This is a genomic window from Streptococcus sp. SV2 (assembly GCF_030440175.1).
Lineage (GTDB): Bacteria > Bacillota > Bacilli > Lactobacillales > Streptococcaceae > Streptococcus > Streptococcus raffinosi.
This window is the reverse complement of the sequence record NZ_JAQFJQ010000012.1, coordinates 31,082-54,035: the sequence shown is the minus strand read 5'-3', so window position 1 is coordinate 54,035 and position 22,954 is coordinate 31,082. Positions and strand designations below refer to the sequence as shown.

The 22,954-nt window shown below is 41.1% G+C and carries 22 protein-coding genes and 3 pseudogenes; 20 read left to right on the top strand and 5 right to left on the bottom strand.

Annotated features, from left to right (window positions below; all coding sequences use genetic code 11):
• Positions 1-193 precede the first annotated feature (193 nt).
• Positions 194-598: pseudogene (locus tag PCY14_RS07410) on the bottom strand (restriction endonuclease subunit S); the annotation flags it as partial.
• A gap of 85 nt (positions 599-683) precedes the next feature.
• Between PCY14_RS07410 and PCY14_RS07405 the strand changes: the two are divergent.
• The 8 genes and pseudogenes from PCY14_RS07405 to PCY14_RS07370 all read left to right on the top strand — a co-directional run bounded on the left by PCY14_RS07405 (position 684) and on the right by PCY14_RS07370 (position 7,888).
• Positions 684-1,694 carry an ADP-ribosylglycohydrolase family protein gene (locus PCY14_RS07405; RefSeq protein WP_037612914.1) on the top strand — a complete coding sequence of 337 codons (1,011 nt, stop codon included), beginning with the start codon at positions 684-686 and terminating at the stop codon, positions 1,692-1,694.
• A gap of 5 nt (positions 1,695-1,699) precedes the next feature.
• Positions 1,700-3,058 (top strand): cytosine permease, encoded by a 1,359-nt coding sequence (locus PCY14_RS07400; protein ID WP_301363359.1) that lies wholly within the window; start codon positions 1,700-1,702, stop codon positions 3,056-3,058.
• Positions 3,059-3,949: a PfkB family carbohydrate kinase gene (locus PCY14_RS07395; protein ID WP_301363357.1), complete on the top strand. Its 891-nt coding sequence runs from the start codon at positions 3,059-3,061 to the stop codon at positions 3,947-3,949.
• Between the two features lie 200 nt (positions 3,950-4,149).
• Positions 4,150-4,512 (top strand): annotated as a pseudogene (pnuC, locus tag PCY14_RS07390) (nicotinamide riboside transporter PnuC); the annotation flags it as partial.
• A 139-nt stretch (positions 4,513-4,651) separates the two neighbouring features.
• Positions 4,652-5,083: an Rrf2 family transcriptional regulator gene (locus PCY14_RS07385; RefSeq protein ID WP_301363356.1), complete on the top strand. Its 432-nt coding sequence runs from the start codon at positions 4,652-4,654 to the stop codon at positions 5,081-5,083.
• Positions 5,084-5,160: 77 nt separating this feature from the next.
• Positions 5,161-6,165 (top strand): NADP-dependent oxidoreductase, encoded by a 1,005-nt coding sequence (locus tag PCY14_RS07380; protein ID WP_301363354.1) that lies wholly within the window; start codon positions 5,161-5,163, stop codon positions 6,163-6,165.
• A gap of 12 nt (positions 6,166-6,177) precedes the next feature.
• Complete coding sequence (locus tag PCY14_RS07375; protein WP_293936113.1) at positions 6,178-7,014, top strand: alpha/beta hydrolase; 837 nt, start codon at positions 6,178-6,180, stop codon at positions 7,012-7,014.
• Between the two features lies 1 nt (position 7,015).
• Positions 7,016-7,888: an SDR family NAD(P)-dependent oxidoreductase gene (locus PCY14_RS07370; protein ID WP_293936110.1), complete on the top strand. Its 873-nt coding sequence runs from the start codon at positions 7,016-7,018 to the stop codon at positions 7,886-7,888.
• A gap of 63 nt (positions 7,889-7,951) precedes the next feature.
• On the opposite strand, the gene PCY14_RS07365 is transcribed toward PCY14_RS07370, so the two are convergent.
• From PCY14_RS07365 to PCY14_RS07355, 3 genes are read right to left on the bottom strand one after another with little or no spacing between them, the layout of a single operon-like run.
• On the bottom strand, positions 7,952-8,284 hold the full coding sequence (locus tag PCY14_RS07365; RefSeq protein ID WP_164376208.1) for a glucuronide permease: 333 nt from the start codon (positions 8,282-8,284) through the stop codon (positions 7,952-7,954).
• 35 nt (positions 8,285-8,319) lie between these two features.
• A complete protein-coding gene (locus PCY14_RS07360) occupies positions 8,320-8,790 on the bottom strand; it encodes an HXXEE domain-containing protein (RefSeq protein ID WP_042771825.1) in 471 nt (156 codons plus the stop codon).
• A 14-nt stretch (positions 8,791-8,804) separates the two neighbouring features.
• Positions 8,805-9,344: a TetR/AcrR family transcriptional regulator gene (locus tag PCY14_RS07355; RefSeq protein ID WP_231087381.1), complete on the bottom strand. Its 540-nt coding sequence runs from the start codon at positions 9,342-9,344 to the stop codon at positions 8,805-8,807.
• A gap of 280 nt (positions 9,345-9,624) precedes the next feature.
• Between PCY14_RS07355 and PCY14_RS07350 the strand changes: the two genes are divergently transcribed.
• The 12 genes and pseudogenes from PCY14_RS07350 to PCY14_RS07295 all read left to right on the top strand — a co-directional run bounded on the left by PCY14_RS07350 (position 9,625) and on the right by PCY14_RS07295 (position 22,207).
• Entirely contained in the window at positions 9,625-10,521 is an 897-nt protein-coding gene (locus PCY14_RS07350; protein ID WP_060933795.1) for a cation diffusion facilitator family transporter, read from the top strand.
• Between the two features lie 110 nt (positions 10,522-10,631).
• A complete protein-coding gene (gene hemH, locus PCY14_RS07345; RefSeq protein WP_301363352.1) occupies positions 10,632-11,726 on the top strand; it encodes a ferrochelatase in 1,095 nt (364 codons plus the stop codon).
• A gap of 96 nt (positions 11,727-11,822) precedes the next feature.
• A complete protein-coding gene (locus PCY14_RS07340) occupies positions 11,823-12,860 on the top strand; it encodes an alcohol dehydrogenase catalytic domain-containing protein (protein WP_060933797.1) in 1,038 nt (345 codons plus the stop codon).
• 6 nt (positions 12,861-12,866) lie between these two features.
• Positions 12,867-13,160 (top strand): annotated as a pseudogene (locus PCY14_RS07335) (IS30 family transposase); the annotation flags it as partial.
• A gap of 164 nt (positions 13,161-13,324) precedes the next feature.
• A complete protein-coding gene (locus PCY14_RS07330) occupies positions 13,325-13,720 on the top strand; it encodes a CopY/TcrY family copper transport repressor (RefSeq protein ID WP_060933798.1) in 396 nt (131 codons plus the stop codon).
• Between the two features lie 18 nt (positions 13,721-13,738).
• The gene (locus PCY14_RS07325) at positions 13,739-14,110 is read left to right on the top strand and encodes a cupredoxin domain-containing protein (protein ID WP_060933799.1); all 372 of its coding nucleotides are present in this window, start codon (positions 13,739-13,741) and stop codon (positions 14,108-14,110) included.
• 10 nt (positions 14,111-14,120) lie between these two features.
• On the top strand, positions 14,121-16,343 hold the full coding sequence (locus PCY14_RS07320; RefSeq protein WP_301363350.1) for a heavy metal translocating P-type ATPase: 2,223 nt from the start codon (positions 14,121-14,123) through the stop codon (positions 16,341-16,343).
• A gap of 360 nt (positions 16,344-16,703) precedes the next feature.
• Positions 16,704-18,479, top strand: coding sequence for a pyruvate oxidase (gene spxB / locus PCY14_RS07315; RefSeq protein ID WP_301363349.1), 1,776 nt, complete (start codon positions 16,704-16,706; stop codon positions 18,477-18,479).
• Between the two features lie 314 nt (positions 18,480-18,793).
• On the top strand, positions 18,794-19,510 hold the full coding sequence (locus tag PCY14_RS07310; RefSeq protein WP_037599909.1) for an ABC transporter ATP-binding protein: 717 nt from the start codon (positions 18,794-18,796) through the stop codon (positions 19,508-19,510).
• A 1-nt stretch (position 19,511) separates the two neighbouring features.
• Positions 19,512-20,594: an ABC transporter permease gene (locus PCY14_RS07305; protein ID WP_301363348.1), complete on the top strand. Its 1,083-nt coding sequence runs from the start codon at positions 19,512-19,514 to the stop codon at positions 20,592-20,594.
• A 23-nt stretch (positions 20,595-20,617) separates the two neighbouring features.
• The gene (locus tag PCY14_RS07300; RefSeq protein ID WP_301363347.1) at positions 20,618-21,241 is read left to right on the top strand and encodes a TetR/AcrR family transcriptional regulator; all 624 of its coding nucleotides are present in this window, start codon (positions 20,618-20,620) and stop codon (positions 21,239-21,241) included.
• Positions 21,242-21,442: 201 nt separating this feature from the next.
• Positions 21,443-22,207, top strand: a complete 765-nt coding sequence (locus PCY14_RS07295) for a nucleoside phosphorylase (RefSeq protein ID WP_021151848.1) — start codon at positions 21,443-21,445, stop codon at positions 22,205-22,207.
• 63 nt (positions 22,208-22,270) lie between these two features.
• On the opposite strand, the gene PCY14_RS07290 is transcribed toward PCY14_RS07295, so the two are convergent.
• On the bottom strand, positions 22,271-22,906 hold the full coding sequence (locus tag PCY14_RS07290; protein ID WP_301363346.1) for an HAD hydrolase-like protein: 636 nt from the start codon (positions 22,904-22,906) through the stop codon (positions 22,271-22,273).
• Positions 22,907-22,954 lie beyond the last annotated feature (48 nt).

Genomic DNA, 22,954 nt, shown 5'->3' with positions numbered 1-22,954 from the left:
TCTCATAAGTTCTTCCTAATGATGGTTTGGTTGCTTTTCATTATAGTTCTTATGGGACTTTTTGTCTGCATTCAAAAAGCTCTATAATCTCTATGGTGGTTTTACCCACTACAGAAATTATAGAGCCGCAAGAACTCACATGGGTGACTTTTGTGTTTAATAACGTTTCATGATCATCGGGTGCTTCCTCAGATCGCTTTAGCTCATTAGTTCTTGAAAAAATAAAATAACTATCAAGTTTATTTTGATCAGGAACAATTGATTGAAACCCTTGATTAGTTGTATCTTCTTTGGCTAATATAGCGGTGTTTCCAATACCAGCACGAGAAGTAAATAAGACGGTTCCTACTGGTAAAATTCGAGCTTAACTCTTCTTTAGACCTAGTTCAGTAATAGTCTTTTTACTTTTACTAACATAACTTTGTTCTCCCATTTCAGCTGGTGCATACCAATCAATATCACCGTCCCAGTATTCAGGGTTCGATGTACTTTGTGTTCCACCACCAACAATATTAGATAATTCTCCTAACTTACGCTCTTCCCAAGCGTATCTACTTAAGGATAAAAAGTTTAACAAAAAGCGCCAACCACAAGACATTCCGCAACAGATAAGTTATATTATCAATATAAGTAGAAAGTACTTTTTTTTTAAAAATACAAAATTCAGAAAGAGAGGTGCAGACATGCGCAGCAAAGACAAAATCCTCGGCGTCTTATACGGCCAAGCCATAGGTGATGCAATAGGAATGCCATCGGAATTATGGCCAGTCGAGAATATTCGAGATCAATTTGGTGGAAAAATTACTACTTTTCTTGATGGCCCTGACAATAACGATATCGCCAAAAACTTTAAAAAAGGCCAATACACCGATGACACCAATCAGGCACTAGCTATATTGGATGGACTAATCGAAAACAACTGGCAACCCAATTCAGAGATCTTGGTGAAGCATATTATGGCATGGGCAGAATCAGTCGGTGCTTGGGAGAACAACATCCTTGGACCAAGTAGTAAGGCTGCATTGTCGGCCATCAAAGCCGGCCAAGACCCTCGCCCGATTACGGATCAGGCACTGACTAACGGTGCAGGAATGAGAATCTCACCAATTGGTGCTTTATTTGAGCCAAATCAACTTCCAAAACTTGTCCAAATGGTCTTTGATATTACAAAGATCACACATTCCAGCGATGTTTCAATCAGTGGAGCGTCAATGATTGCTGGAGCCGTTACGGCATCTATGGCCGATCAGAATTGGGACGACATAATCGATTTTGCCTTAAGAGCCAATGATGCTGGTTTCAAATTAGGTGCCCCCACATGGGCAGCCAAGACACATGATCGTTTGCAGTTAGGAATTGAGATTGCTCATAAATATAAGGATGATGACGGCAAATTTAGTCAGCATATTTACGACTTGATCGGCACAGGAACAATGATTTCTGAAAGCATCCCCGCTGCGGTTTCAATCGCTTATTATTGTCGCGATGTTCAAAAATGCGCCTTAATGTGCGCCAACCTTGGTGGTGATACTGACACCATTGGTGCGATGGCAACCGCAATTTGTGGCGCCAAGAATGGTCAATCTTCCATTCCTGTGGAGTGGGTTAACTTAATCGATCAGCAAAATCCCGAGCATGACTTCAATGAGTACGCGGATAAAATTTTACAGTTCCACATTAACCAAAAGGGGTGATATTCATGGATGACAATATTATCAAGATTCCAGATTCGGAGAAAACGTTGACTGCTGGCAAACTCTTTTACAACTGGTTCGCAGCCAATATCGGTATCATGGGCTTTGTGTTTGGTGCCATGATCGTCAGTTATCATCTATCATTTTTTCAAGCTATTATTGCGTCACTTGTTGGTGCGCTGTCCTTCGCGATCCCTGGTTGGGTCGCAATGATTGGTCAAAAAGAAGGGGTCACAACTTTTAAATTGAGTCGGGCGGCCTATGGCACGCATGGCAATAAAATTCCTAATGCGATTGCCTGGTTTAACATGGTTGGCTGGCTTGCCGTTAATGTCATTACGGGAACATTGTTGTTGGTATCACTATTCAGTATTATCAATGTTGAAAAGTCTTCAGTTACCACAGCGGTCGCCCTGGTGATCTTTGGTGGGCTAGTTGTTCTATCCGGTTTGTTAAAAGAAGATACCCTCGCTAAAATACAAACCTGGTTGAGTTGGATATTTGGAATTTTAACTGTGCTGATTCTCGTGTTGTTCCTCTTAAAAGCCAAATGGCAGGAAGCTTTTAGTCTACCATCGGGAAGTTGGATTACTGGAGTCCTTCCTGCTGTGAGTATCGTTGCTGCCGGATCTGGTATTTCATGGTCGATGGCTGCTGCCGACTGGGGAGCCTATGTGACCAAAAAGACAAAGCCGTCTGCTACTTTTTGGAACACTACAATGGGCGGAGCCGTTCCTTTGTTTGTCTTAATGGCCGGAGGAGTAATGCTCAGTACAATTGAACCCTCATTGGCAACTACTGGTGATCCGTTTGGCGTCATGTATTCTGCTTTACCAACTTGGATCGGGCCAATTTATTTCTTAGTTGCAGCTGGCGGACTCATTCCGCAATGTATTATTTCGTTTCGATCTGCACGCATTAATTTGGCGACAATTGGAATTAACGTCACTCAACGAACCTCATTAATGATTCATGGGGCCATCGTTTTGGCAATTCCGATTTATGTATTGTTTATTTCTGGAAACTTTCTCAGTAATTTTGAGCTCTTCTTAAATTTCTTGGGCATTTGTCTAGCAAGTTGGGTGGCAATTTTCTTATGTGATAGTGTCATGTTCAGATCACAAAGTTATGATGTTGCTCTGCTTGAAAATGATTCAAAGACACATTTCAATTGGCTGGGAATTATTTCTTGGATCTTGGCTACAACTACTGGATTCTTGTTCACAAATAACGCAATTTGGAATGGGCCATTTGCTCATGGTATCTTTAGAAATAATAGTTTAGGAGTCTTTGTCTCCGCGATTATCGCGATTATTTGCATGTTGTTGTGGAAGGTTGCCGTTCCAAATAAGAAGGGGGCATAAATGAGTAAAACATTAGTGATCGGAGCGGCCTTTGTTGATGTGTTAATGGACGTTCCAAAGCTACCAACGACTGGTGAAGATATTAGTGGTCATCTACGGGCAAATATCGTAGGTGGATCAGCCTTTAATGTATATGGCGCGATTAAATATACGGGGCAAGATGCTGATTTATTTGTGCCAGTTGGGGAAGGCCAATACGCGGACTTGGTATCGGAGGATATGGCTAAGATGGGTATTCAACCTCATCTAAAAGTTAATGGTGCAGATAATGGCTGGGATATTTCATTTGTGGAGCCGGATGGTGAGAGGAGCTTTTTGACTGTTAACGGCATTGAACAGCTCTGGCAGCCTGATTGGTTCGAGAATATCGACATTTCTAATTATGATTCTTTTTATATTAGTGGTTATGAAATGGAAGATGATAAGGTTGCGGGAGTCATCCTGGATGCGTTGGATAAACGAAATTCTGATTCTCAGGTGTTATTTGATGCTTCACCAAGAATTGAGTATATTTCTCAAAAGACCCTTCAGAGATTGTATGACAATCACGTTATGATTCACTGCAATGAAGACGAAACTAGATATCTGTTTCCGGGAGTAAGCAGCTTGGAGATGAAGTGCCAGGAAATCTTTGTTAAAACTCACGCACCAATTGTTCTGACCTTAGGTGAAGAAGGGGCTTATCTTTATGCAGGGAAGCATCATTCTGAGATGGTCCGTTCGGCCAAAGTCAAGGTTGTTAATACGCTTGGAGCTGGTGATACGTTCTGCGGTGGTTTTCTGGCTGGTCTAAGTCAGAATATGAGCTTGCCAGAGGCCGTTCAGCAGGGCAATGAGCTGGCGGCTCTTGTTGTTGGTCAAGATAGTGGGACCTTGTTGAATAAGCAATAGAATAATAGGTTCTGTTGCGAAGTTTGAAAATCAAACGCGCCCTCTCTGAACTCCAAATATCTTAGGCTGTTATTCCCATTAATACCTTGATTTCAGTGGCTCTTTTCTACCATTTGTCAAGTCTATCAAGGCTTTAAGTAAAAAAAAGAGATAAGACAGTATCTATTCTGAGGTTACTGTCTTATTATTAACACTTTTTGATCTATCAAGCCCAGTTCAAAAAAGAACAGCAGGAATTTGTTGCCCGTAAATTGGATGCGGTGGGATGGATCAAGTACTCATCAATTAGTGTGCTTTGGTGGTTAACCTTTGGTTTCATTTACCAATCCGTTGGCGCCAATCGTCCGTTCCGTGATTCTATTATCGATGCGACAAATGGTGTTGGTCAGCTCTTGATGACAGCTGTTTACCGTGAACAATGGATTTTTTGGGCTGCTACTAATGTTTTCTCTATCTACTTGTGGTGGGGAGAAAGCCTACGAATTCAAGGGAAATACTTTATTTACTTGATCAATAGTCTAGTTGGTTGGTACCAATGGAGCAAGGCAGCTAAGAAAGCTTAGTACTAATGTTTGTCAATTAATAAGAGGATTCCATAGGGTCCTCTTTTTGTTTTTTAACAGTGAAGCACAAGTCTTGCTTTTCTTTTTATTTATGGTATACTTGTTCCTGTATCAGATACAAGTTGGAAAAGGAGTCAATATGGATACGAGATTTTCAGTTGCTTTGCATATCTTAACGATGATTAGTGAGAGTAAGGAAACTCTGAGTTCTCAGGCATTGGCAACTAGTGTTGGAACTAACGCTAGTTACATTCGAAAGCTAATCGCCTTGTTGAAAAATGCAGGCTTGATTAGCTCCCAGCAAGGGAAAACAGGTTATCAACTTAACAAGACTGCAAAGGAAATGACATTGTTAGAGATCTATTACGCTACTCAAGAAATCAAACATATCAGTTTATTTCCTGTTCATCAAAATAGCAATCCGGATTGTCCCGTTGGAAAACATATCCAAGGAGCAGTTTCTCCACTTTTCGCTAGGGCAGAATCTCAGTTAGAGAAGGAATTGTCAAATCAAACTTTAGAAGATGTTATTAACAATCTTTATAAAGATGCCAAACAAAAACGAAACTGATTTGCATGCAGATCAGTTTTAAAAAGACTAGACTTGTATCTTTGCCAGATACAACAAAGAATAGAAAAGAGAAGACAATGAAAGTAGCACAACACACTACCTATAACCAAAACAATATCACACTGAACATTACAGAAATCGCTAAACCAAGTATCACAGACAAAGAAGTTTTGGTCAAAGTCACCGCAGCTGGTGTTAATCCTCTGGATAACATGATTTCCCGAGGAGAAGTCAAGATGATTGTCCCTTATAAACTCCCACAAACTGCTGGAAATGAAGTAGTTGGGGTTGTTGAAGAGACCGGTAGACAAGTCAAAAATCTCAAAGTCGGGGACCGTGTCTTTGGGCGTCTCCCACTCGACCACATCGGTGCCTTTGCAGAATACGTAGCTGTCGATAGTCAGGCTCTAGCCAAGGTTCCAGACTATCTTTCAGACGAGGAAGCGGCTGCTGTTCCTTTGACTGCCTTAACCATTATGCAAGCCCTAGAACTCATGGGAGCACAAGCTGGCAAGACTATCTTTATCTCTGGTGGTACTGGAGGAGTTGGTGGAATGGCTATTCCAATTGCCAAAGCCGAAGGTTTGAAAGTCATCACCAATGGAGCTGGAGATAGCGCTGAGCGAGTTTTGAAGCTAGGAGCAGACCGCTTTATCGATTACAAAACAGAGGATTATACAAAAACTGTTAGCCAGGTTGATTATGTCCTTGATACTCTTGGGGGTTCTGAGACTGAAAAACAAATGTCTGTCATGAAAAAAGGTGGTCAGCTTGTGTCCCTTCGGGCTATGCCAAATGGTGACTTTGCCAAACGGATGAACCTGCCAAAATGGAAACAGATGATTCTTGGCTTAGCCGGTCGCAGATTTGATAAGATGGCTAATAAATACGGCGTTCACTACCATTTTATCTTTGTAGAAAGCAATGGTGCTCAATTACAAGAGGTAGCTGACCTCTTTAGCAAATTAGAAATCAAACCATCTATCGATACAGTCTATCCATTTGAAGAAGTGAATAGCGCCTTAGACAAGGTCGCTAATGGTCGCTCACGTGGAAAAACAGTCCTCAGTTTTAAGAAATAAAAGGAAAAGATAATGTCATATCTTACAACTAAAAATCAATACATCACTGTCGACGGGAACAAAATCGCCTATCGCGAACTCAGCAAAGGCAAATCAAAACTGCCTCTTCTGATGCTGGTCCATTTGGCAGCAACTCTCGACAACTGGGATCCAAAACTATTGGACTTGATTGCTGAAAAGCACCATGTGATTGTAGTCGACCTTCCTGGTGTCGGAGCCAGTCAAGGCAAAGTGGCGCCAACCATTCCTGGAATGGCTGAGCAGACAATTGCCTTTATAGAAGCTCTTGGTTACGATAAAATCAATCTCCTAGGTCTCTCTATGGGGGGCATGATCGCCCAAGAAATCATCCGAATCAAGCCTGATTTGGTCAATCGTCTCATCTTGGTAGGAACAGGACCTCGAGGTGGAAAAGAGGTCGATAAGGTCACAGGGAAAACATTTAACTATATGTTTAAAGCTGGACTCGAGCGCATCGATCCTAAACGCTATATCTTCTATAACCATGATGAACAAGGAAAAATCGAAGCTTTTAAAGTTCTCGGACGAATGGGGATGAGAACCAAGAAATTTGCGGACAAAGACATGAGTGTGCCTGGTTTCTTGACGCAACTCAAAGCTATTAAACGTTGGGGGAAAGATTCTCAAGACGACCTAACATTTATCACTCAACCAACCTTAATCGTCAACGGGGACAAGGATATGCAGGTTCCAACAGAAAATTCTTATGACATGCATGAGAAAATAAAAGATAGTAAGCTCATCATCTATCCAAATGCTGGGCATGGTTCGATTTTCCAGTATGCAGAGGAGTTTTCAAAAGAACTCATTGCTTTCTTGGAGGACTAATATGGTCAAAACCATTCTAATAACAGGTGCTACGGATGGCATTGGAAAGCACTTGGCAAAGAAACTGGCCAGTGAAGGGCATCAGGTCATTCTTCATGGACGAAATCCTCAAAAACTTGAGTTGGCGCTTCAAGAGGTTCGGGCCGTTTCCCTGAGAAGCAGAGTTTCTAGCTACTTGGCTGATTTTTCAAAATTAGATGATGTCTATCGATTTGTGGAGGAAATCAAGCGAGACTTTCAAAGGATCGATGTCTTGTTTAACAATGCAGGCCTGTATGCAGGAAAAGAGCGAAAAGCGAGTGCTGAAAATGTCGAGTTGACTTTTATGTTATCTGTTCTGGTTCCCTATATGTTAACAACTGAGCTAAGTCCCTTGTTAGAAAAAGCGCCTGACGGCCGTGTCATTATTACCTCTTCCTATTTGCATCATTTTGCCAAGGTCAAGGGTTTGGACTTTGGATTTGAAAACAACTATCATCCAGGATTGGCCTATAATAATTCCAAACTCTATACCATCTGGATGACACGCTATCTAGCAAGAGACTTCTTTTTAAGAGGTTCAAATATCACCATCAATTCTTACCATCCGGGCTTGATTTCAACTAACTTAGGGAATAATTCTAGTGATGAAAAGACGAAAAAGTCTCTCTTTGGGCGCTTGATGAAGTCTCTCTCAAAAGATTTAGATCAGGGAATCGAAACAGGTTATTATCTCACCTTATCAGAGGAAGTCAGGGGCTTGACTGGCTACTATTTTGATGAAAAGAAATTCAAGTCTGTATCCGAAGAAGGCTACTCATTTGAAAAAGCACAGAAATTAATGGATTACTGCCAAGAAAAGGTCAAAATTTTTAAAGAAAAGCAGGATTTTTAATTCCTTATTGATTTCTTAACTACCAAAAAACTCAAGTTTTCATTGATAAAACTTGAGTTTTTCTTAGATGAGGGCTAACAAAATGGTAAGAATCATAGCGATTCCAAGCCGAATGACATGGTGGGCTGGATTGAAGTTTTCTTTGTGCTTGCCATTCCAATAGGCTCCGTAGCAAATCAACCCACAACCAATCAGCCAAAGGGATAGTGCGACAATCGAGAAAAAGAAGTAGAGGAAGAGAGACAAAGTCGCAAGGCTACTTCCGATGAGGAGAAATTGATTTCCTAGAGTGTGATTTCCTTTTTTAACTTCAGAAAGGGAGGCCAATAAATGAAGCAGGACAAAAGCAAGCGCTAAGAAGACTGTGATGATGCTAAAGATGGGATAAAGTGACATAGATGTTTCCTTTCCAAGATATGATTGTCTAAGTACTATTTTTTATGACTGATTTTATTAAGAATCATAAATGATACTACAAGATTTAAAACGATAACCAGTAAAGTCAAAAAAGAGTAACCATAGAGTTTGACTGAACTTTCAATTTTTAGAAATGTGATGGAGAACAAGCTCGTTAAAATGCCCGTTAACAAGCCGGGAATATATTTTCGAAGGACAATTGTCTGAATCAAATGTCCGAAAATATGGTAGATATAAGCAATTACAATGGTTGCATAAATAGTATAGTTGCTAAACTGGTAGCTAAGAAAAAGTGATAGAAGCAGGATCAGAAACTGCTCCAAGACAATGGCATTGAAAGTAAAAGGAGTGTAATAAGAAAGGAATCGAATATCTGGAAACTGTGCTGATAGTTTTTTGACAAAGGATGGCATCCATATGATTTCCTCAAGTTCGTGAAGCATGAATAAGGCTGGAAAGAGAAAATAAAATTGAGTGAGGGTCATTAAAAAACTTCTTTCTAGTTTGAACCAACTTTCAGTATCTCCAAATAAAACTGGACAACTTCCTGCTCGCTATAGGACTTACCTTTTTTCAGCCACCAGCTGAGAGTTTCAATGAAGTGGCTGACGACCAGATGCTTAAGGTAAGAGTGGGGAATGTTGGGGTGAGCTTTAATCAGTTCGTCAGCCACCATTGGGTAGACATCGTGTTCCAGCTCTTTTCGCAGCTGACGGATGAAATAATCGTTTTTAGATAGCAGGAGACTGGTTACATGGTCTTGATTTTTCTTGAAATGCTGAAAGATATGGGTCAGGTAGTCTTGAGGAGAGAGGTGTTGAGCACGCTCAAACAAATGGTGAAAGAGCTTTTGACAGAGCTCATCTAGTAGTAACTCCTTGCTCTCATAATGGCTGTAAAAGGTCGATCGCCCGACATCAGCCAGGTCAATGATTTCTTGAACCGTTATGGTTTCATAGCCTTTTTGGTTGAGTAACTGTAAAAAAGCGCTATAGATAGCTTTTCGAGTCTTAGTAATGCGACGATCTTGAGCTGGCATATGGACAATTTGAACAAACTGTTCAATAACGTACACAGAGAACGGTTTGCTTCTATCCTTTCTGTTGATAGTATTGGATAATAGATAAAGAAGAGAAGAGATAATAGTCTCATTTCTCAGAATATCTATAGAAATAAATGTTTGACGCAGTAGCTGATTGGACTCTTCTTTCGCTATTTGGCTCAGAAGAGCACCTAATCAGCTTTGCGGGGGTGAGACTAGGAACAAATTTAAAAAATTTGCTCAGTCTCACTCCCATTATATCAAAGGATTAAGTAATATGAAAACAAAATGTGCGGTTTGGCTGGCTTTTTTCTTGAATCTAAGCTTTGCCATTGTTGAGTTTATTGCGGGTGGAATTTTTGGTTCTAGTGCAGTTCTCGCTGATTCGGTCCATGACTTTGGGGATGCGGTTGCCATTGGCATCTCGGCTTTTCTAGAGAGCATTTCCAATCGGAAAGAAGACAGCCATTACACCTTGGGCTACAAGCGTTTTAGCCTTTTAGGGGCCATGGTGACCGCTGTGATTCTGATGACAGGGTCTGGTATGGTGATTTTGGAAAATATGGTCAAACTGTTTCACCCACATCCTGTCAATGAAGAGGGACTTCTCTGGCTTGGAATTATTGCCATCAGTGTGAATGTCTTAGCAAGTCTGGTCATTCGTAAGGGACAAACCAAGAACGAATCTATTCTCAGCTTGCACTTTTTGGAAGACACCTTGGGTTGGTTGGCTGTCATCTTGATGGCCATTGTTCTCAGGTATACTGACTGGTATATCCTGGATCCTCTCTTGTCTCTAGTCATTTCTTTCTTTATTCTCTCAAAAGCCATTCCTCGTTTTTGGTCTACGCTCAGGATTTTCCTCGATGCCGTGCCAGAAGGGGTGAATATCCAGAAGATCAAGACGGATCTGGCAGAGTTGGACCATGTCGCTAGTATTAACCAGCTTAATCTTTGGACCATGGACGGCTTAGAAAAAAATGCCATCGTCCATGTATGTCTGGAGCATGTCAAGCATATGGAGGTCTGTAAAGAGTCTATTCGAGACTTGCTCAAAGAGAGGGGCTTTCAAAATGTCACCATCGAAGTTGATGAAGACTTGGCAACCCACCGAGCTCACAAGCGAAATATCGAAGAGCTGGAAGCAGAAAGTGAGAAAGAGCACCATCATTAAGGTTTGTTTTTTAACTCTTAGAGGCTTCTCTAGGAGTTTTTTTGACACTAAACTCTCTAAAGTATGCCTTTTCATGCTAAAATAGAACAAACGTGAAACAAGGAGTAATTATGAGTAAGAGAGCTGTGTTGATGATGACCTTTGGGTCACCAGAAGAGATTACCTATGAAGGAGTAGCGGAGTTTTTCACGAATATCCGGCGTGGTGTTCGTCCTGAACCACATGAAATTCAGACTTTATATGACAATTACCTCCGAATTGGTGGAACTCCACTTCAAAGGATAACTAGAGAAGAAGTGGATTTGGTTGCTTCTGCTCTTGGAGAACGAGTGTCGGTCTACTTTGCTAATAAATTTTCCCGCCCTTTTATCACTGATGTAATCAAAGAGATGGAGAATGACGGAATTGAAGAATGTTTGTGCTTGATTTTAGAGCCTCATTATTCTTACTATTCTGTCATGGGATATGAGAAATTTTTAGAAAGTGAGCAGATTAGGTTCCAAATTATCAAGGATTGGTACCAAGAACCTTCACTTCTTCACTACTGGGCTGATGAGATTAGAAATATTTTAGATCAAATTGGAGATGACAGCTATAAGGTGATTTTTTCAGCTCACAGTGTACCAGTTTTGGCCCTTGATTTTGGCGATCCTTATATCGATCAGATTTATGACAATACTCGCTTGATTGTGGAATTTTTAGGCCTTGAAGAAGACCAGTATACCAATACATGGCAGAGTGAAAGTGATATTGGTATTCCTTGGATTAAACCTGATGTCTTAGAATACCTTCATGATGAGAAGGAACACCCTGACCACTATATTTTTGCCCCGATAGCTTTTATTAGTGAGCATATTGAGGTTCTTTTTGATAATGATGTGGAGTGTAAGGAGCTTTGTCATGAGCTTGGTGTGGCCTATCACCGTCCTCCTATGCCAAATAGCGATTCTCGTTTGATTAAAGCCCTTCTTTCAACCATTCAGTCTCATATAGACGGTGACTATCGTTACTATCAACCTCAACTAGAGACTTTTGATGAGTTGGAAGCTCCTTCAAACACAGGACAGATTTTAGAAGAGGAAGCAGATATTCAGATGCCTGATTTCGTCAAAAAATTGATTGCTAAAAAAGGTCGAGAGAATGTCAAGATGCCATATCTAGTTAAGAAAATGCTTGAAAAGAAGTATGGAAAAAAATATGATTAAGTAACTAAATATGATCCGTAATAGGGAGTGTTTGATGTGAGTGATTTCTTGTTAAAAAGTGTATACTATCAGAAACGAAAGAATAGAGGTTATTAAATGAAATCAGCAGTTTATACCAAAGCTGGGCAGGTTGGTCTAGCAGAAATTGATTGCCCACAAATCGTGGCAGCAGATGATGCCATTATCAAGATAGTACGTACTTGCGTTTGTGGATCGGACCTTTGGAGTTACCGTAATCCGGAAATGGAAGAAGGACATAGAAATAGCGGTCATGAGGCTATCGGAATTGTCGAAGAAGTTGGCGAGGAAGTTACTACAGTAAAACCAGGTGACTTTGTCATTGCCCCTTTCACACATGGTTGTGGACAGTGTGATGCCTGTCGTGCTGGATTTGATGGCTCTTGTGACAACCACCCAGGTAATAACTGGTCTGGGGGCGTGCAGGCTGAGTATATCCGTTTCCACTTTGCCAACTGGGCCCTTGTCAAAATTCCTGGGCAACCTTCAGATTATAGTGAAGGTATGCTCAAGTCACTTTTGACACTGGCTGATGTCATGCCGACGGGTTACCATGCAGCGCGTGTGGCTAATGTGCAAAAAGGTGACAAGGTGGTCGTTATCGGAGATGGGGCTGTTGGTCAATGTGCTGTCATCGCAGCTAAGATGCGTGGTGCTTCACAAATTGTCCTTATGAGTCGTCACGAAGATCGTCAAAAAATGGCTTTGGAGTCAGGAGCGACAGCAGTTGTTGCTGAACGTGGCGAAAAAGGCATTGCTAAAGTCCGTGAAATCCTCGGGGGAGGAGCAGATGCAGCTCTCGAATGTGTCGGTACAGAAGCGGCAGTAGATCAAGCTCTTGGAGTCCTTCATAATGGTGGCCGTATGGGATTTGTTGGTGTTCCACACTATGAAAACCGTGCCATTGGCTCAACCTTTGGACAAAATACAACGATTGGTGGCGGACCAGCCTCTGTCACAACCTATGATAAACAAGTTTTGTTAAAAGCTGTTCTTGATGGCGACATCAATCCAGGTCGAGTCTTTACGACAAGTTATAAATTGGAAGATATTAATCAGGCCTATAAAGATATGGATGAACGCAAGTCTATTAAATCTATGATTGTGATAGAGTAACGAATTAAGTCGATCACTTTTGATTGCGGAAAAGAATTTTCTAATTGGAAATCTATTTCGAATGCACATGACATTGATATTTTCTTTGCGGATCCAGGATGTCCTGGGCAACGAGGTCTCATTGAACATTCTAATGGCTTATTAAGACGAAATGGACTACCTAAACAAATGGATTTTACGAATATTTCTCAAAATTATTTATCAGCTACAGCTGATAAAAGAAATAGAATTCCTAGGAAGTCTTTGAATTATCAAGCACCATCCCAAGTTTTTCTGAGTTACATGAAAAATCTAACTTAATTTGACAATTTAGGGAGATAAAAATAGGGAGTGAAAAAAGCCCAACCAGACAAATCTTCAAAGGAAGATTTGTTTTTTTTAAAAACTTTTGGTTGACAAGTGTAAATCTTAGGTGTAAAATAACATCATAAGGTTTACAAATGTAGATTTAGAAAGGAGAAGCCATGCAAATTTCCAATGCGGAATGGCGCATCATGAAGATTATCTGGATGGAAGGCAAGCAGACCAGCACGGATTTGATCGCCGTCTTGTCCGAGCGCTTTGACTGGTCGAAGTCGACGATTAAGACTCTCTTGACCCGCTTGGTGGAGAAAGGATGTTTGACTAGAGAAAAATCAGGCAAAGCCTTTGTTTACTCGGCTTTGTTGAAGCAGGACCAGGGTTTAGACTTGGTGGCTGAGGATGTGAAAGACAAGGTTTGCTCAAAAAGAATTGTCCAGGTGCTTGAGAACTTGATTCAGGAGAGTGACTTTACGCTTGCAGATCTTAATCAGCTGCAGCAGGTGCTCGAAGAAAAGAAAGCAGAGGCTGTCGAAACAGTCCCTTGCAATTGTATGTAATAGAAAGAAGGAAATTCCATGTTTGGATTAGTGATTAGTATTGTTTGTTTACTTTTGGTTGTCTTTATTGCTTGGTGGTTCTTTGCAGAGCATGAAAAGGTAAGCGGCCACGCTCGTCAGAAATCAGGTTATCAAGAAATTGAAGTCGAAGTCATGGGGGGCTATTCGCCTGAAACCATTGTCCTGAAAAAGAATGTTCCAGCCCGGATCATCTTTAATCGCAAGGATCCATCTTCATGTCTGGCTCAAGTGATCTTTCCAGATTTTGGCGTTCATGAAGATTTGCCTTTAGGTGAAAAACATGTCATTGAAATTACGCCAGAAAAAGCGGGCGAATATGGGTATTCATGTGGAATGAACATGATGCATGGTCAAATGATTGTGGAATAAAGGAGTAGGTATGGTAGAAAAACAAAAAGCAGTTGTGGAAAACGGAGTGCAAAAGATCCGTATTACAGCAGAAAAGGGCTATAGTCCCAAAGAATTTCAACTTCAAAAAGGGATCCCTGCTGAAATCACCTTCCATCGGGTCAATCCTTCCGGCTGTTACAAGGAAATTTTGTTTGAAGATCAGGGGATTTTAGAGCCTTTGGAAGTCGGTGTGGATAAGGTGATATCCTTTACCCCGACAGAAACAGGGAACTTTGAGTTTTCATGTGGAATGAAGATGCAAAAGGGTTCCTACACGGTTGTGGAAAAACGCCGTCGTGTCTTAAGTTTACTGGGTCGCTTTTGGATTACTAGTATCTTTACCCTTCCTTTATTGATCTTGATGATTGGGATGTGGGCAGGATTTGTCTCCCATCCAGTCAATCGCTGGGGAGGCTTTCTAGCGACAACGCCGATCATGTTGGTAGCAGGAGTACCTTTTATCAAGAGTGCCTGGGCCTCATTTAAGAAGCACCATTCCAATATGGATACCTTGGTAGCTCTTGGAACCCTGGTAGCCTATGTCTATAGTGTATTTGCCCTTTTTACTGGTCAGCCAGTATACTTTGAGGCTGCGGGTTTTATCATCTTCTTTATCCTCTTAGGGCAAATCTTTGAAGAACGGATGCGTAACAATGCCTCCGAGGCTGTGGAAAAGTTGTTGGATTTGCAGGCAAAAACGGCTCAAGTTCTCCGTGATGGGAACTATGTCGAGGTGGCGGCAGAAGATATCCAAATTGATGACTTGATTCGGGTCCGTCCTGGGGAAAAGATTGCGGTTGATGGGACGATTGTAGAAGGAAGTACGACCATTGATGAGTCGATGGTGACAGGTGAAAGCTTGCCTGTGGAAAAATCAGTTGGTGATGCAGTTATCGGCTCCACTATCAACAGCAATGGGACCATTCTCTTTAAGGCTGAAAAAGTCGGTAGTGAGACCCTCTTATCTCAAATTGTGGACTTTGTCAAAATGGCCCAATCCAGTCGTGCTCCCATTCAAGATTTGACGGATAAGATTTCAGGTATCTTTGTTCCAGTGGTGACGATTTTGGCCATTGTGACTTTCTGGGTTTGGTCCGTGCTTCTGGGCGCATCGCTTCAAGAGGCCATGCTCTATGCAGTCTCTGTCCTCATTATTGCCTGTCCTTGTGCCCTTGGTTTAGCAACCCCAACAGCCCTGATGGTCGGAACCGGCCGTAGTGCCAAGATGGGGGTTCTGATTAAAAATGGAACAGTTCTTCAAGAAGTGCAAAAGATTCAAACCGTTGTGTTTGATAAGACAGGGACCATTACCATTGGCCAACCACTTGTAACCGATGTTGTAGGAGATGAAGCGCGTGTCTTGACACTGGCTGCTAGTCTTGAAACTTTTTCAGAACACCCACTAGCCCAAGCGGTGTTATCACAAGCAGAAGAAAAAGGTTTGGTGTTATCCCCTGTGAAAAACTTCCAAGCGATTGAAGGAAAAGGGGTCCAAGGTCAGATCGACCAGCAATTGGTGATCTTGGGAAATGGCAAACTTCATGACGGGACAGCGATGGATCCGGAGTTTGAAAAACGGATGATAAACTTGCAAGAGCAGGCCAAAACAGTGATCAGTTTGTCTGTGGATGGGCAAGTGATTGGCTTGATTGCCATTCAAGATGCTCCGAAGGCCAGCTCAAAAGAAGCGATCAAAAAGCTCAAAGAACGGGGCTTGAAAACGGTCATGTTAACGGGGGATAATGAACGGGTGGCCCAGGCTATTGCTAAGCAAGTGGGAATTGACACCGTCATTGCTGATGTCCTTCCTCAAGAAAAAGCTAGCGCCATCCAAAAACTGCAAGAAGATAGCAAGGTCGCGTTTGTTGGAGATGGGATCAATGATGCTCCAGCTCTCTCGATCGCGGATGTGGGGATCGCTATGGGATCTGGAACGGATATTGCGATCGAGTCCGGTGGCATCGTGCTCACGCAAAATGATTTGCTTGGCGTTGTGCGTGCCTTTGACATGAGTCAAAAGACCTTCCGCAGGATTTTACTCAATCTCTTCTGGGCCTCTATCTACAATATCCTTGGGATTCCAATTGCTGCTGGAGTCTTTGTAGGACTGGGATTGACCCTTAATCCAGAACTAGCAGGTCTTGCTATGGCCCTTAGTTCTTTGTCTGTTTTGACTAGCTCGCTGCTTCTCAATGTTGCGAAAATAGATTAGACTCAATAAAAAAATGGTACAGAATTCATTTAATATTCTGTACCACTTTTTTGTCTTCTCTTACAGCCACAAGAGAAGACGGGTACATAGATTTTATAATAAAATATCCTATTATAAGATAGTTTGTGAAAATTTCTCAAATTCAGCATCTGTAATGTAATAGGGATTGAGCATCTCTGAGCAAATCCTTATACATGTGAATCTCTTTGTGCTAAATTAGTACTGTAATCGTTTTGTAAAACGTTTTCATGAGAACAGTCAGAATAAATTCATTTTCAAGACGAGCTTTAATCGCAAAGATGAAGTAGAAGCGCTATGCTTCATTTTTCAGGATCAAATTAGAAATAAAGGAGAGTTAGAATGACTCAAGGGAAAATTACTGCATCTGCAGCAATGTTGAACGTATTGAAAACATGGGGCGTAGATACCATCTACGGAATCCCATCAGGAACACTTAGCTCATTGATGGACGCTTTGGCTGAAGACAAAGATATCCGTTTCTTGCAAGTTCGCCACGAAGAAACTGGTGCTCTTGCAGCAGTTATGCAAGCTAAATTTGGTGGCTCTATCGGGGTTGCAGTTGGTTCAGGTGGACCTGGTGCGACTCACTTGATCAATGGTGTTTATGATGCAGCTATGGATAACACTCCATTTCTTGCTATTCTTGGATCACGTCCAAACAACGAACTCAACATGGATGCTTTCCAAGAATTGAACCAAAACCCAATGTACAATGGTATCGCTGTTTACAACAAACGTGTAGCTTATGCAGAACAATTGCCAAAAGTGATTGACGAAGCTTGCCGTGCTGCTGTTTCTAAAAAAGGTCCAGCTGTTGTTGAAATTCCAGTAAACTTTGGTTTCCAAGAAATCGACGAAAACTCATACTATGGATCAGGTTCTTACGAACGCCGCTTCATCGCTCCTGCCTTGAACAAAGCTGAAATCGACAAAGCTGTTGAAATCTTGAACAATGCGGAACGCCCAGTGATCTACGCTGGTTACGGTGGTGTGAAAGCTGGTGAAGTGATTACTGAATTGTCACGTAAAATCAAAGCACCAATCATCACAACTGGTAAAAACTTTGAAGCGTTCGAATGGAACTACGAAGGTTTGACAGGTTCTGCTTACCGTGTTGGTTGGAAACCAGCCAACGAAGTGGTCTTTGAAGCAGACACAGTTCTTTTCCTTGGTTCAAACTTCCCATTTGCTGAAGTTTACGAAGCCTTCAAGAACACTGAAAAATTCATCCAAGTGGATATCGACCCTTACAAACTTGGTAAACGTCATGCTCTAGACGCTTCAATCCTTGGTGATGCAGGTCAAGCAGCCAAAGCAATCCTTGACAAAGTGAATCCAGTTGAATCTACTCCATGGTGGCGTGCAAACGTGAAGAATAACCAAAACTGGCGTGATTACATGAACAAACTCGAAGGTAAAACTGAGGGTGAATTGCAATTGTATCAAGTTTACAATGCAATCAACAAACATGCTGATCAAGACGCTATCTATTCAATTGACGTCGGTGACACTACTCAAACATCTACTCGTCACCTTCACATGACACCTAAGAACATGTGGCGTACATCTCCACTCTTTGCGACAATGGGGATCGCCCTTCCTGGTGGTATTGCTGCTAAGAAAGACAATCCAGATCGCCAAGTATGGAACATCATGGGTGACGGTGCATTCAACATGTGCTACCCAGACGTTATCACAAACGTTCAATACGCCCTTCCAGTTATCAACGTTGTCTTCTCAAATGGTAAATATGCCTTCATCAAGGATAAATACGAAGACACAAACAAACACTTGTTTGGTTGTGACTTCCCTAATGCTGACTATGCGAAAATCGCTGAAGCTCAAGGAGCTGTTGGATTTACAGTTGACCGTATCGAAGATATCGATGCAGTCGTTGCAGAAGCTGTGAAACTCAACAAAGAAGGTAAGACAGTTGTGATCGATGCCCGCATCACTCAACACCGTCCACTTCCAGTAGAAGTACTTGAGTTGGATCCAAAACAACACTCAGAAGAAGCCATCAAAGCATTTAAGGAAAAATACGAAGCAGAAGAACTCGTACCATTCCGCCTCTTCTTGGAAGAAGAAGGATTGCAATCACGCGCAATCAAATAATTCCTCTCGTCGAAAATCAAAAATAAATTTGTAAACTTCTTTATTAGGTTACTGCCGACGATTTCATCATTGAAACCTTAATTTTCAATGATGGAATCTAGTGCGGAGCCTTTAAAAAGTGGATAGGAGAGATTATTTCAGAGTATAGTGAATAGATTCTTAACATCAGAAGTTTTTGTCATAAACATTGGATGCTATCATCCAGTGTTTTTATTTAAAAAAAAATTCAAATTATCACTTGACAAGTGAGTGAACACTCACTATAATAATCTCGTATTTAAAAAGTGAGTAAACACTCACTGAGGAGGATGCATATGAAAACATTGCTACATTTACAAGATTTACAAAAATCTTTTGGTCAACAACTGGTGTTAAACCACGTTGGTTTTGAATTACAGTCTGGGGAAATCATTGGTCTAATCGGTCCTTCAGGTGCTGGTAAATCAACCATGATTAAAACCATGTTAGGAATGGAAAAGGCAGATAGCGGTATTGCTTTAGTCTTAGAAAATACCATGCCCAATCGTCATATTCTAGGAGATATTGGCTACATGGCTCAGTCAGATGCCTTATATGATGCCTTATCAGGTCAGGAAAATTTGCAATTTTTCGGTAAGCTCAAAGGACTTTCTAAGAAAGACTTGTCATCTGAAATTGCCCATGTAGCTCAAGTGGTAGATTTGACAGATCACTTAAACAAGGCTGTATCTGGTTATTCAGGAGGGATGAAAAGACGTTTGTCACTAGCCATAGCACTTTTAGGAAATCCTCAACTCTTGATATTGGACGAACCGACAGTTGGGATTGACCCTTCTCTTCGAAAGAAAATTTGGAAAGAGTTGATGGCGCTCAGAGACAATGGTGTAGGAATCTTGGTTACAACCCATGTCATGGATGAAGCAGAGCTGACAGATAAGGTCGGACTACTATTAGGTGGAAAAATCATTGCCTTTGATACACCATCCAAGCTAAAAGAATCTTATGGTGTTTCAAGTATTGAAGAAGTCTTTTTGAAAGCAGAAGGAGAATGAAATGAGAACAATTGTCATTGCAAAAAAAGTCTTCAAAGAATTGCTTCGTGACAAACGGACACTGGCCCTTATGTTTGTAGCACCAGTCTTTATCATGTGGCTGATGAACCTCATGTTTTCGGCTAGTACAACTGTAAATGTCAAGTTAGCGATACAAGATGTGCCAAGTAGTTTGGTAAGTAAGATGGACGACTTAGAACATGTCAGTGTCAAAACCTACAAAGACTTGGATCAAGCTAAAGAGGCTTTAAACGATGAAAAAGTAGATGCAGTTATCTCTTATAAGGATGGGGAATATCATGTAACCTATGCCAATACAGATGCCTCTAAAACTTCGGTGACCCGACAAGTATTACGCACCAGTATTGCCAGTGAAGGTACCAATCAATTATTAGCTTGTGTGAAGCAATCCCTTCCACAATTACAACTAAAGGTAAAATCTCCTGAAATTAAGGAATCTTATGAATATGGTAACGAGGACACCGGCTTCTTTGCTAAAATGATTCCTGTTTTGATTGGGTTCGTCGTTTTCTTCTTTGTCTTTTTGATTTCAGGTATGGCACTCTTGAAAGAACGTACTAGTGGAACCCTAGATCGTTTGTTGGCAACCCCAGTCAAACGTTCGGAAATCGTTTACGGCTATATGTTGTCTTACGGTCTTATTGCCATACTGCAGACAGCAGTAGTCGTTCTAGCAGCCATCTGGTTGTTGAACATTGAAGTTGTCGGAAGCCTGTTAAATGTTATAATAGTTAATGTGGTACTGGCTCTGGTGGCACTAGCCTTCGGAATTCTCTTGTCTACCTTGGCAAAATCAGAATTCCAGATGATGCAATTTATTCCTCTTGTGATTATGCCGCAACTCTTTTTCTCAGGAATCATTCCACTTGATTCAATGGGAGACTGGGCAAAAATGCTAGGGAAATTCTTGCCTTTGACCTACTCAGGTGATGCGATGAGTCAGATTATTCTTTACGGACGTGGACTTGGAGATATTTTACCAAATATTGGTGTTCTACTAGTCTTCCTTGTTGCTTTGACAGTTCTCAATATTGTCGGCTTGCGTCGTTACCGTAAAGTATAAAATATAAATATACGAGGATGAAAATGAGTGAGATTGTTTTTGAGTCGTTTGAAGCTTATCTAAAGGGTGCAGACTATCCCAAGGGAAAGAAAAAAATCATGCAGGCGGCGGTCGATTTGATTTCTACTAAGAGTTACAATGGGACCTCCACCTTACAAATTGCCAAACATGCGGGACTTAGCCAAGCAACGCTCTTCAAGTATTTCAAGACCAAAGAAGATTTATTAACGGCTATTTTGCACCCTGTTGTTCCAGGACTTTTCGGTCGTTTTTTTGAAGAACTTTTAGCCTTAGAAACGACTGAAGAAAAGGTGCATTATCTGGTCCAAAATCGTATGGCCTATCTCAAAACGAATCGCGCTTTGATGAAAATTATTCTTCAGGAAATTTTTTCAAATAAGAAACTGAGAAAAGAACAACTTTATATTTGGAATACTCTTCAGGATAAATTATTAGTACTCCATAAGGAATTGATAGCAGATTCACGAGTGAATCCTGAAATCACGGTTCCTCAAATGATTCGTATTTGTATAGGCCCCTTATTGGCCTACTTTGCCCAACTCTATATCGTTGGCGACAATAGTGACATAAGAGAAGAAGACTTAAATTTGTTGGAAAAACAGATTTTAGGTGGTTTGTGGAAATAAACACCGACTGAAATCATATTTCTTAAAATAAAACACAAAAAGGACATGTTTCTGACTAAAGCAGATTTATGTCCTTTCTTTTCAGTTATGTACATTGTTTAATTGGTTTTTCTTTGTGATTCTTGGGAAGTAGTTCCTATGAAATCATATTACAGTGGTTATTTTTTGATATAATAATTCTTAAAACTTAGGAGGCAACAGATGATACATAAACATGAAATCCCAATTTTAGAGTTTGATGACAATCCTCAGGCTGTGATAATGCCGACCCATGAGGATTTAGACTTGAACTTGCCGTCTAGGTGCGTCTACGCCTTTTTAGGAGAAGAAATCGAACGCTATGCGAATGCTATTGGCGCTGAAAAAGTTGGAGAGTTTGTCTCTGCTACTAAAACCTATCCAGTTTATGTGATGACTTACAATGGAGAGGAAATCTGCTTGGCTCAAGCTCCAGTTGGATCAGCTGCAGCTGCACAATTTCTGGATTGGTTGATTGGTTATGGCGTAAAGCAAATCTTATCAACTGGAACTTGTGGTGTCTTGGTAGACATGCCAGAGAATGTCTTTTTGATTCCGACGAGAGCATTGCGAGATGAAGGTGCAAGTTACCACTATGTTGCGCCTTCTAGGTATATAGAAGTGAATCGTCGAGCACTGACTGCCATTGAAACAGTTCTAAGACAAGCGTCCATTCCTTATCAAGAGGTTATGACCTGGTCGACAGATGGCTTTTATAGAGAGACACCTGATAAGGTTGCATATCGCATTGAAGAGGGGTGCAGCGTTGTCGAGATGGAATGTGCTGCCCTTGCAGCAGTTGCCAAACTTCGTGGAGCTATTTGGGGCTTACTTCTCTTTACTGCGGATTCTCTAGTAGATATAGACAATTACGATCAACGAAATTGGGGAGCAGAAGCTTTTGACAAGGCTTTAGAGCTTTGCCTGGATATTGCTGTTCAGATGTAATCTACTTTGACTAGTAACAAAAAGAGCATGACTATAAAATCATGCTCTTTTCATTATCAATTATTATTTCAAAATATCCCTGATTTCTTGGGTATTATGAGCAACTAAATCAGGATTTTCCGCTAATAGCGTTTCGTTGGTTCCGAATCCCCAGGTCACAGCCAATGTCTTAATGCCAACAGTTTTTCCGCCAATCAAGTCAAACTTGGTATCACCAACAATGACAGAACTGTCCTTAGGCGCCTGATTTTCAGTAATCGCCCGTTGTAAGACATCAGCCTTGTGTAAAGCAGCAGGCGTAGACCCATAAATGCCATCAAAATAGGCTGTGAGACCCAGGTGTTGGCACATCTTTTGGGCAACAGGCTCATTTTTTGAAGTAGTGATATAAATTTTCTTATTAGGATTCTGCTTCAGTTCCTGAAGAACCTCCTTAATGCCATCGTAGAGATGGGCTTCAAATTGCCCTTTGGTCTCATAATAGTCACGATAAATCTTGACAGCTTTGGTAGCACCTTCTTCACTAACCTCTTCTTTAAAGGTTACCTCGAGAGGTGGTCCCATAAAGGTACGAATTTTCTGATCACTAGGAACAGGAAGGCCTAGTCTTTCAAAAGTTTGAACAAAACCATTGTGAATACCCTCAGAACTATCAACGAGGGTACCATCAAGGTCGAAAAAAATATGTGTGAGTGTCATAGAATTCTCCAATATATTCGCTTTGGTTTATTATATCATGATAAAAAC

What these genes read in the sequence shown, in the direction of transcription:
- PCY14_RS07405 (WP_037612914.1), top strand. Translation starts at nt 684, where the DNA reads ATGCGCAGCAAAGACAAAATCCTCGGCGTCTTATACGGCCAAGCCATA.
- PCY14_RS07400 (WP_301363359.1), top strand. Translation starts at nt 1,700, where the DNA reads ATGGATGACAATATTATCAAGATTCCAGATTCGGAGAAAACGTTGACT.
- PCY14_RS07395 (WP_301363357.1), top strand. Translation starts at nt 3,059, where the DNA reads ATGAGTAAAACATTAGTGATCGGAGCGGCCTTTGTTGATGTGTTAATG.
- PCY14_RS07385 (WP_301363356.1), top strand. Translation starts at nt 4,652, where the DNA reads ATGGATACGAGATTTTCAGTTGCTTTGCATATCTTAACGATGATTAGT.
- PCY14_RS07380 (WP_301363354.1), top strand. Translation starts at nt 5,161, where the DNA reads ATGAAAGTAGCACAACACACTACCTATAACCAAAACAATATCACACTG.
- PCY14_RS07375 (WP_293936113.1), top strand. Translation starts at nt 6,178, where the DNA reads ATGTCATATCTTACAACTAAAAATCAATACATCACTGTCGACGGGAAC.
- PCY14_RS07370 (WP_293936110.1), top strand. Translation starts at nt 7,016, where the DNA reads ATGGTCAAAACCATTCTAATAACAGGTGCTACGGATGGCATTGGAAAG.
- PCY14_RS07365 (WP_164376208.1), bottom strand. Translation starts at nt 8,284, where the DNA reads ATGTCACTTTATCCCATCTTTAGCATCATCACAGTCTTCTTAGCGCTT.
- PCY14_RS07360 (WP_042771825.1), bottom strand. Translation starts at nt 8,790, where the DNA reads ATGACCCTCACTCAATTTTATTTTCTCTTTCCAGCCTTATTCATGCTT.
- PCY14_RS07355 (WP_231087381.1), bottom strand. Translation starts at nt 9,344, where the DNA reads ATGCCAGCTCAAGATCGTCGCATTACTAAGACTCGAAAAGCTATCTAT.
- PCY14_RS07350 (WP_060933795.1), top strand. Translation starts at nt 9,625, where the DNA reads ATGAAAACAAAATGTGCGGTTTGGCTGGCTTTTTTCTTGAATCTAAGC.
- hemH (WP_301363352.1), top strand. Translation starts at nt 10,632, where the DNA reads ATGAGTAAGAGAGCTGTGTTGATGATGACCTTTGGGTCACCAGAAGAG.
- PCY14_RS07340 (WP_060933797.1), top strand. Translation starts at nt 11,823, where the DNA reads ATGAAATCAGCAGTTTATACCAAAGCTGGGCAGGTTGGTCTAGCAGAA.
- PCY14_RS07330 (WP_060933798.1), top strand. Translation starts at nt 13,325, where the DNA reads ATGCAAATTTCCAATGCGGAATGGCGCATCATGAAGATTATCTGGATG.
- PCY14_RS07325 (WP_060933799.1), top strand. Translation starts at nt 13,739, where the DNA reads ATGTTTGGATTAGTGATTAGTATTGTTTGTTTACTTTTGGTTGTCTTT.
- PCY14_RS07320 (WP_301363350.1), top strand. Translation starts at nt 14,121, where the DNA reads ATGGTAGAAAAACAAAAAGCAGTTGTGGAAAACGGAGTGCAAAAGATC.
- spxB (WP_301363349.1), top strand. Translation starts at nt 16,704, where the DNA reads ATGACTCAAGGGAAAATTACTGCATCTGCAGCAATGTTGAACGTATTG.
- PCY14_RS07310 (WP_037599909.1), top strand. Translation starts at nt 18,794, where the DNA reads ATGAAAACATTGCTACATTTACAAGATTTACAAAAATCTTTTGGTCAA.
- PCY14_RS07305 (WP_301363348.1), top strand. Translation starts at nt 19,512, where the DNA reads ATGAGAACAATTGTCATTGCAAAAAAAGTCTTCAAAGAATTGCTTCGT.
- PCY14_RS07300 (WP_301363347.1), top strand. Translation starts at nt 20,618, where the DNA reads ATGAGTGAGATTGTTTTTGAGTCGTTTGAAGCTTATCTAAAGGGTGCA.
- PCY14_RS07295 (WP_021151848.1), top strand. Translation starts at nt 21,443, where the DNA reads ATGATACATAAACATGAAATCCCAATTTTAGAGTTTGATGACAATCCT.
- PCY14_RS07290 (WP_301363346.1), bottom strand. Translation starts at nt 22,906, where the DNA reads ATGACACTCACACATATTTTTTTCGACCTTGATGGTACCCTCGTTGAT.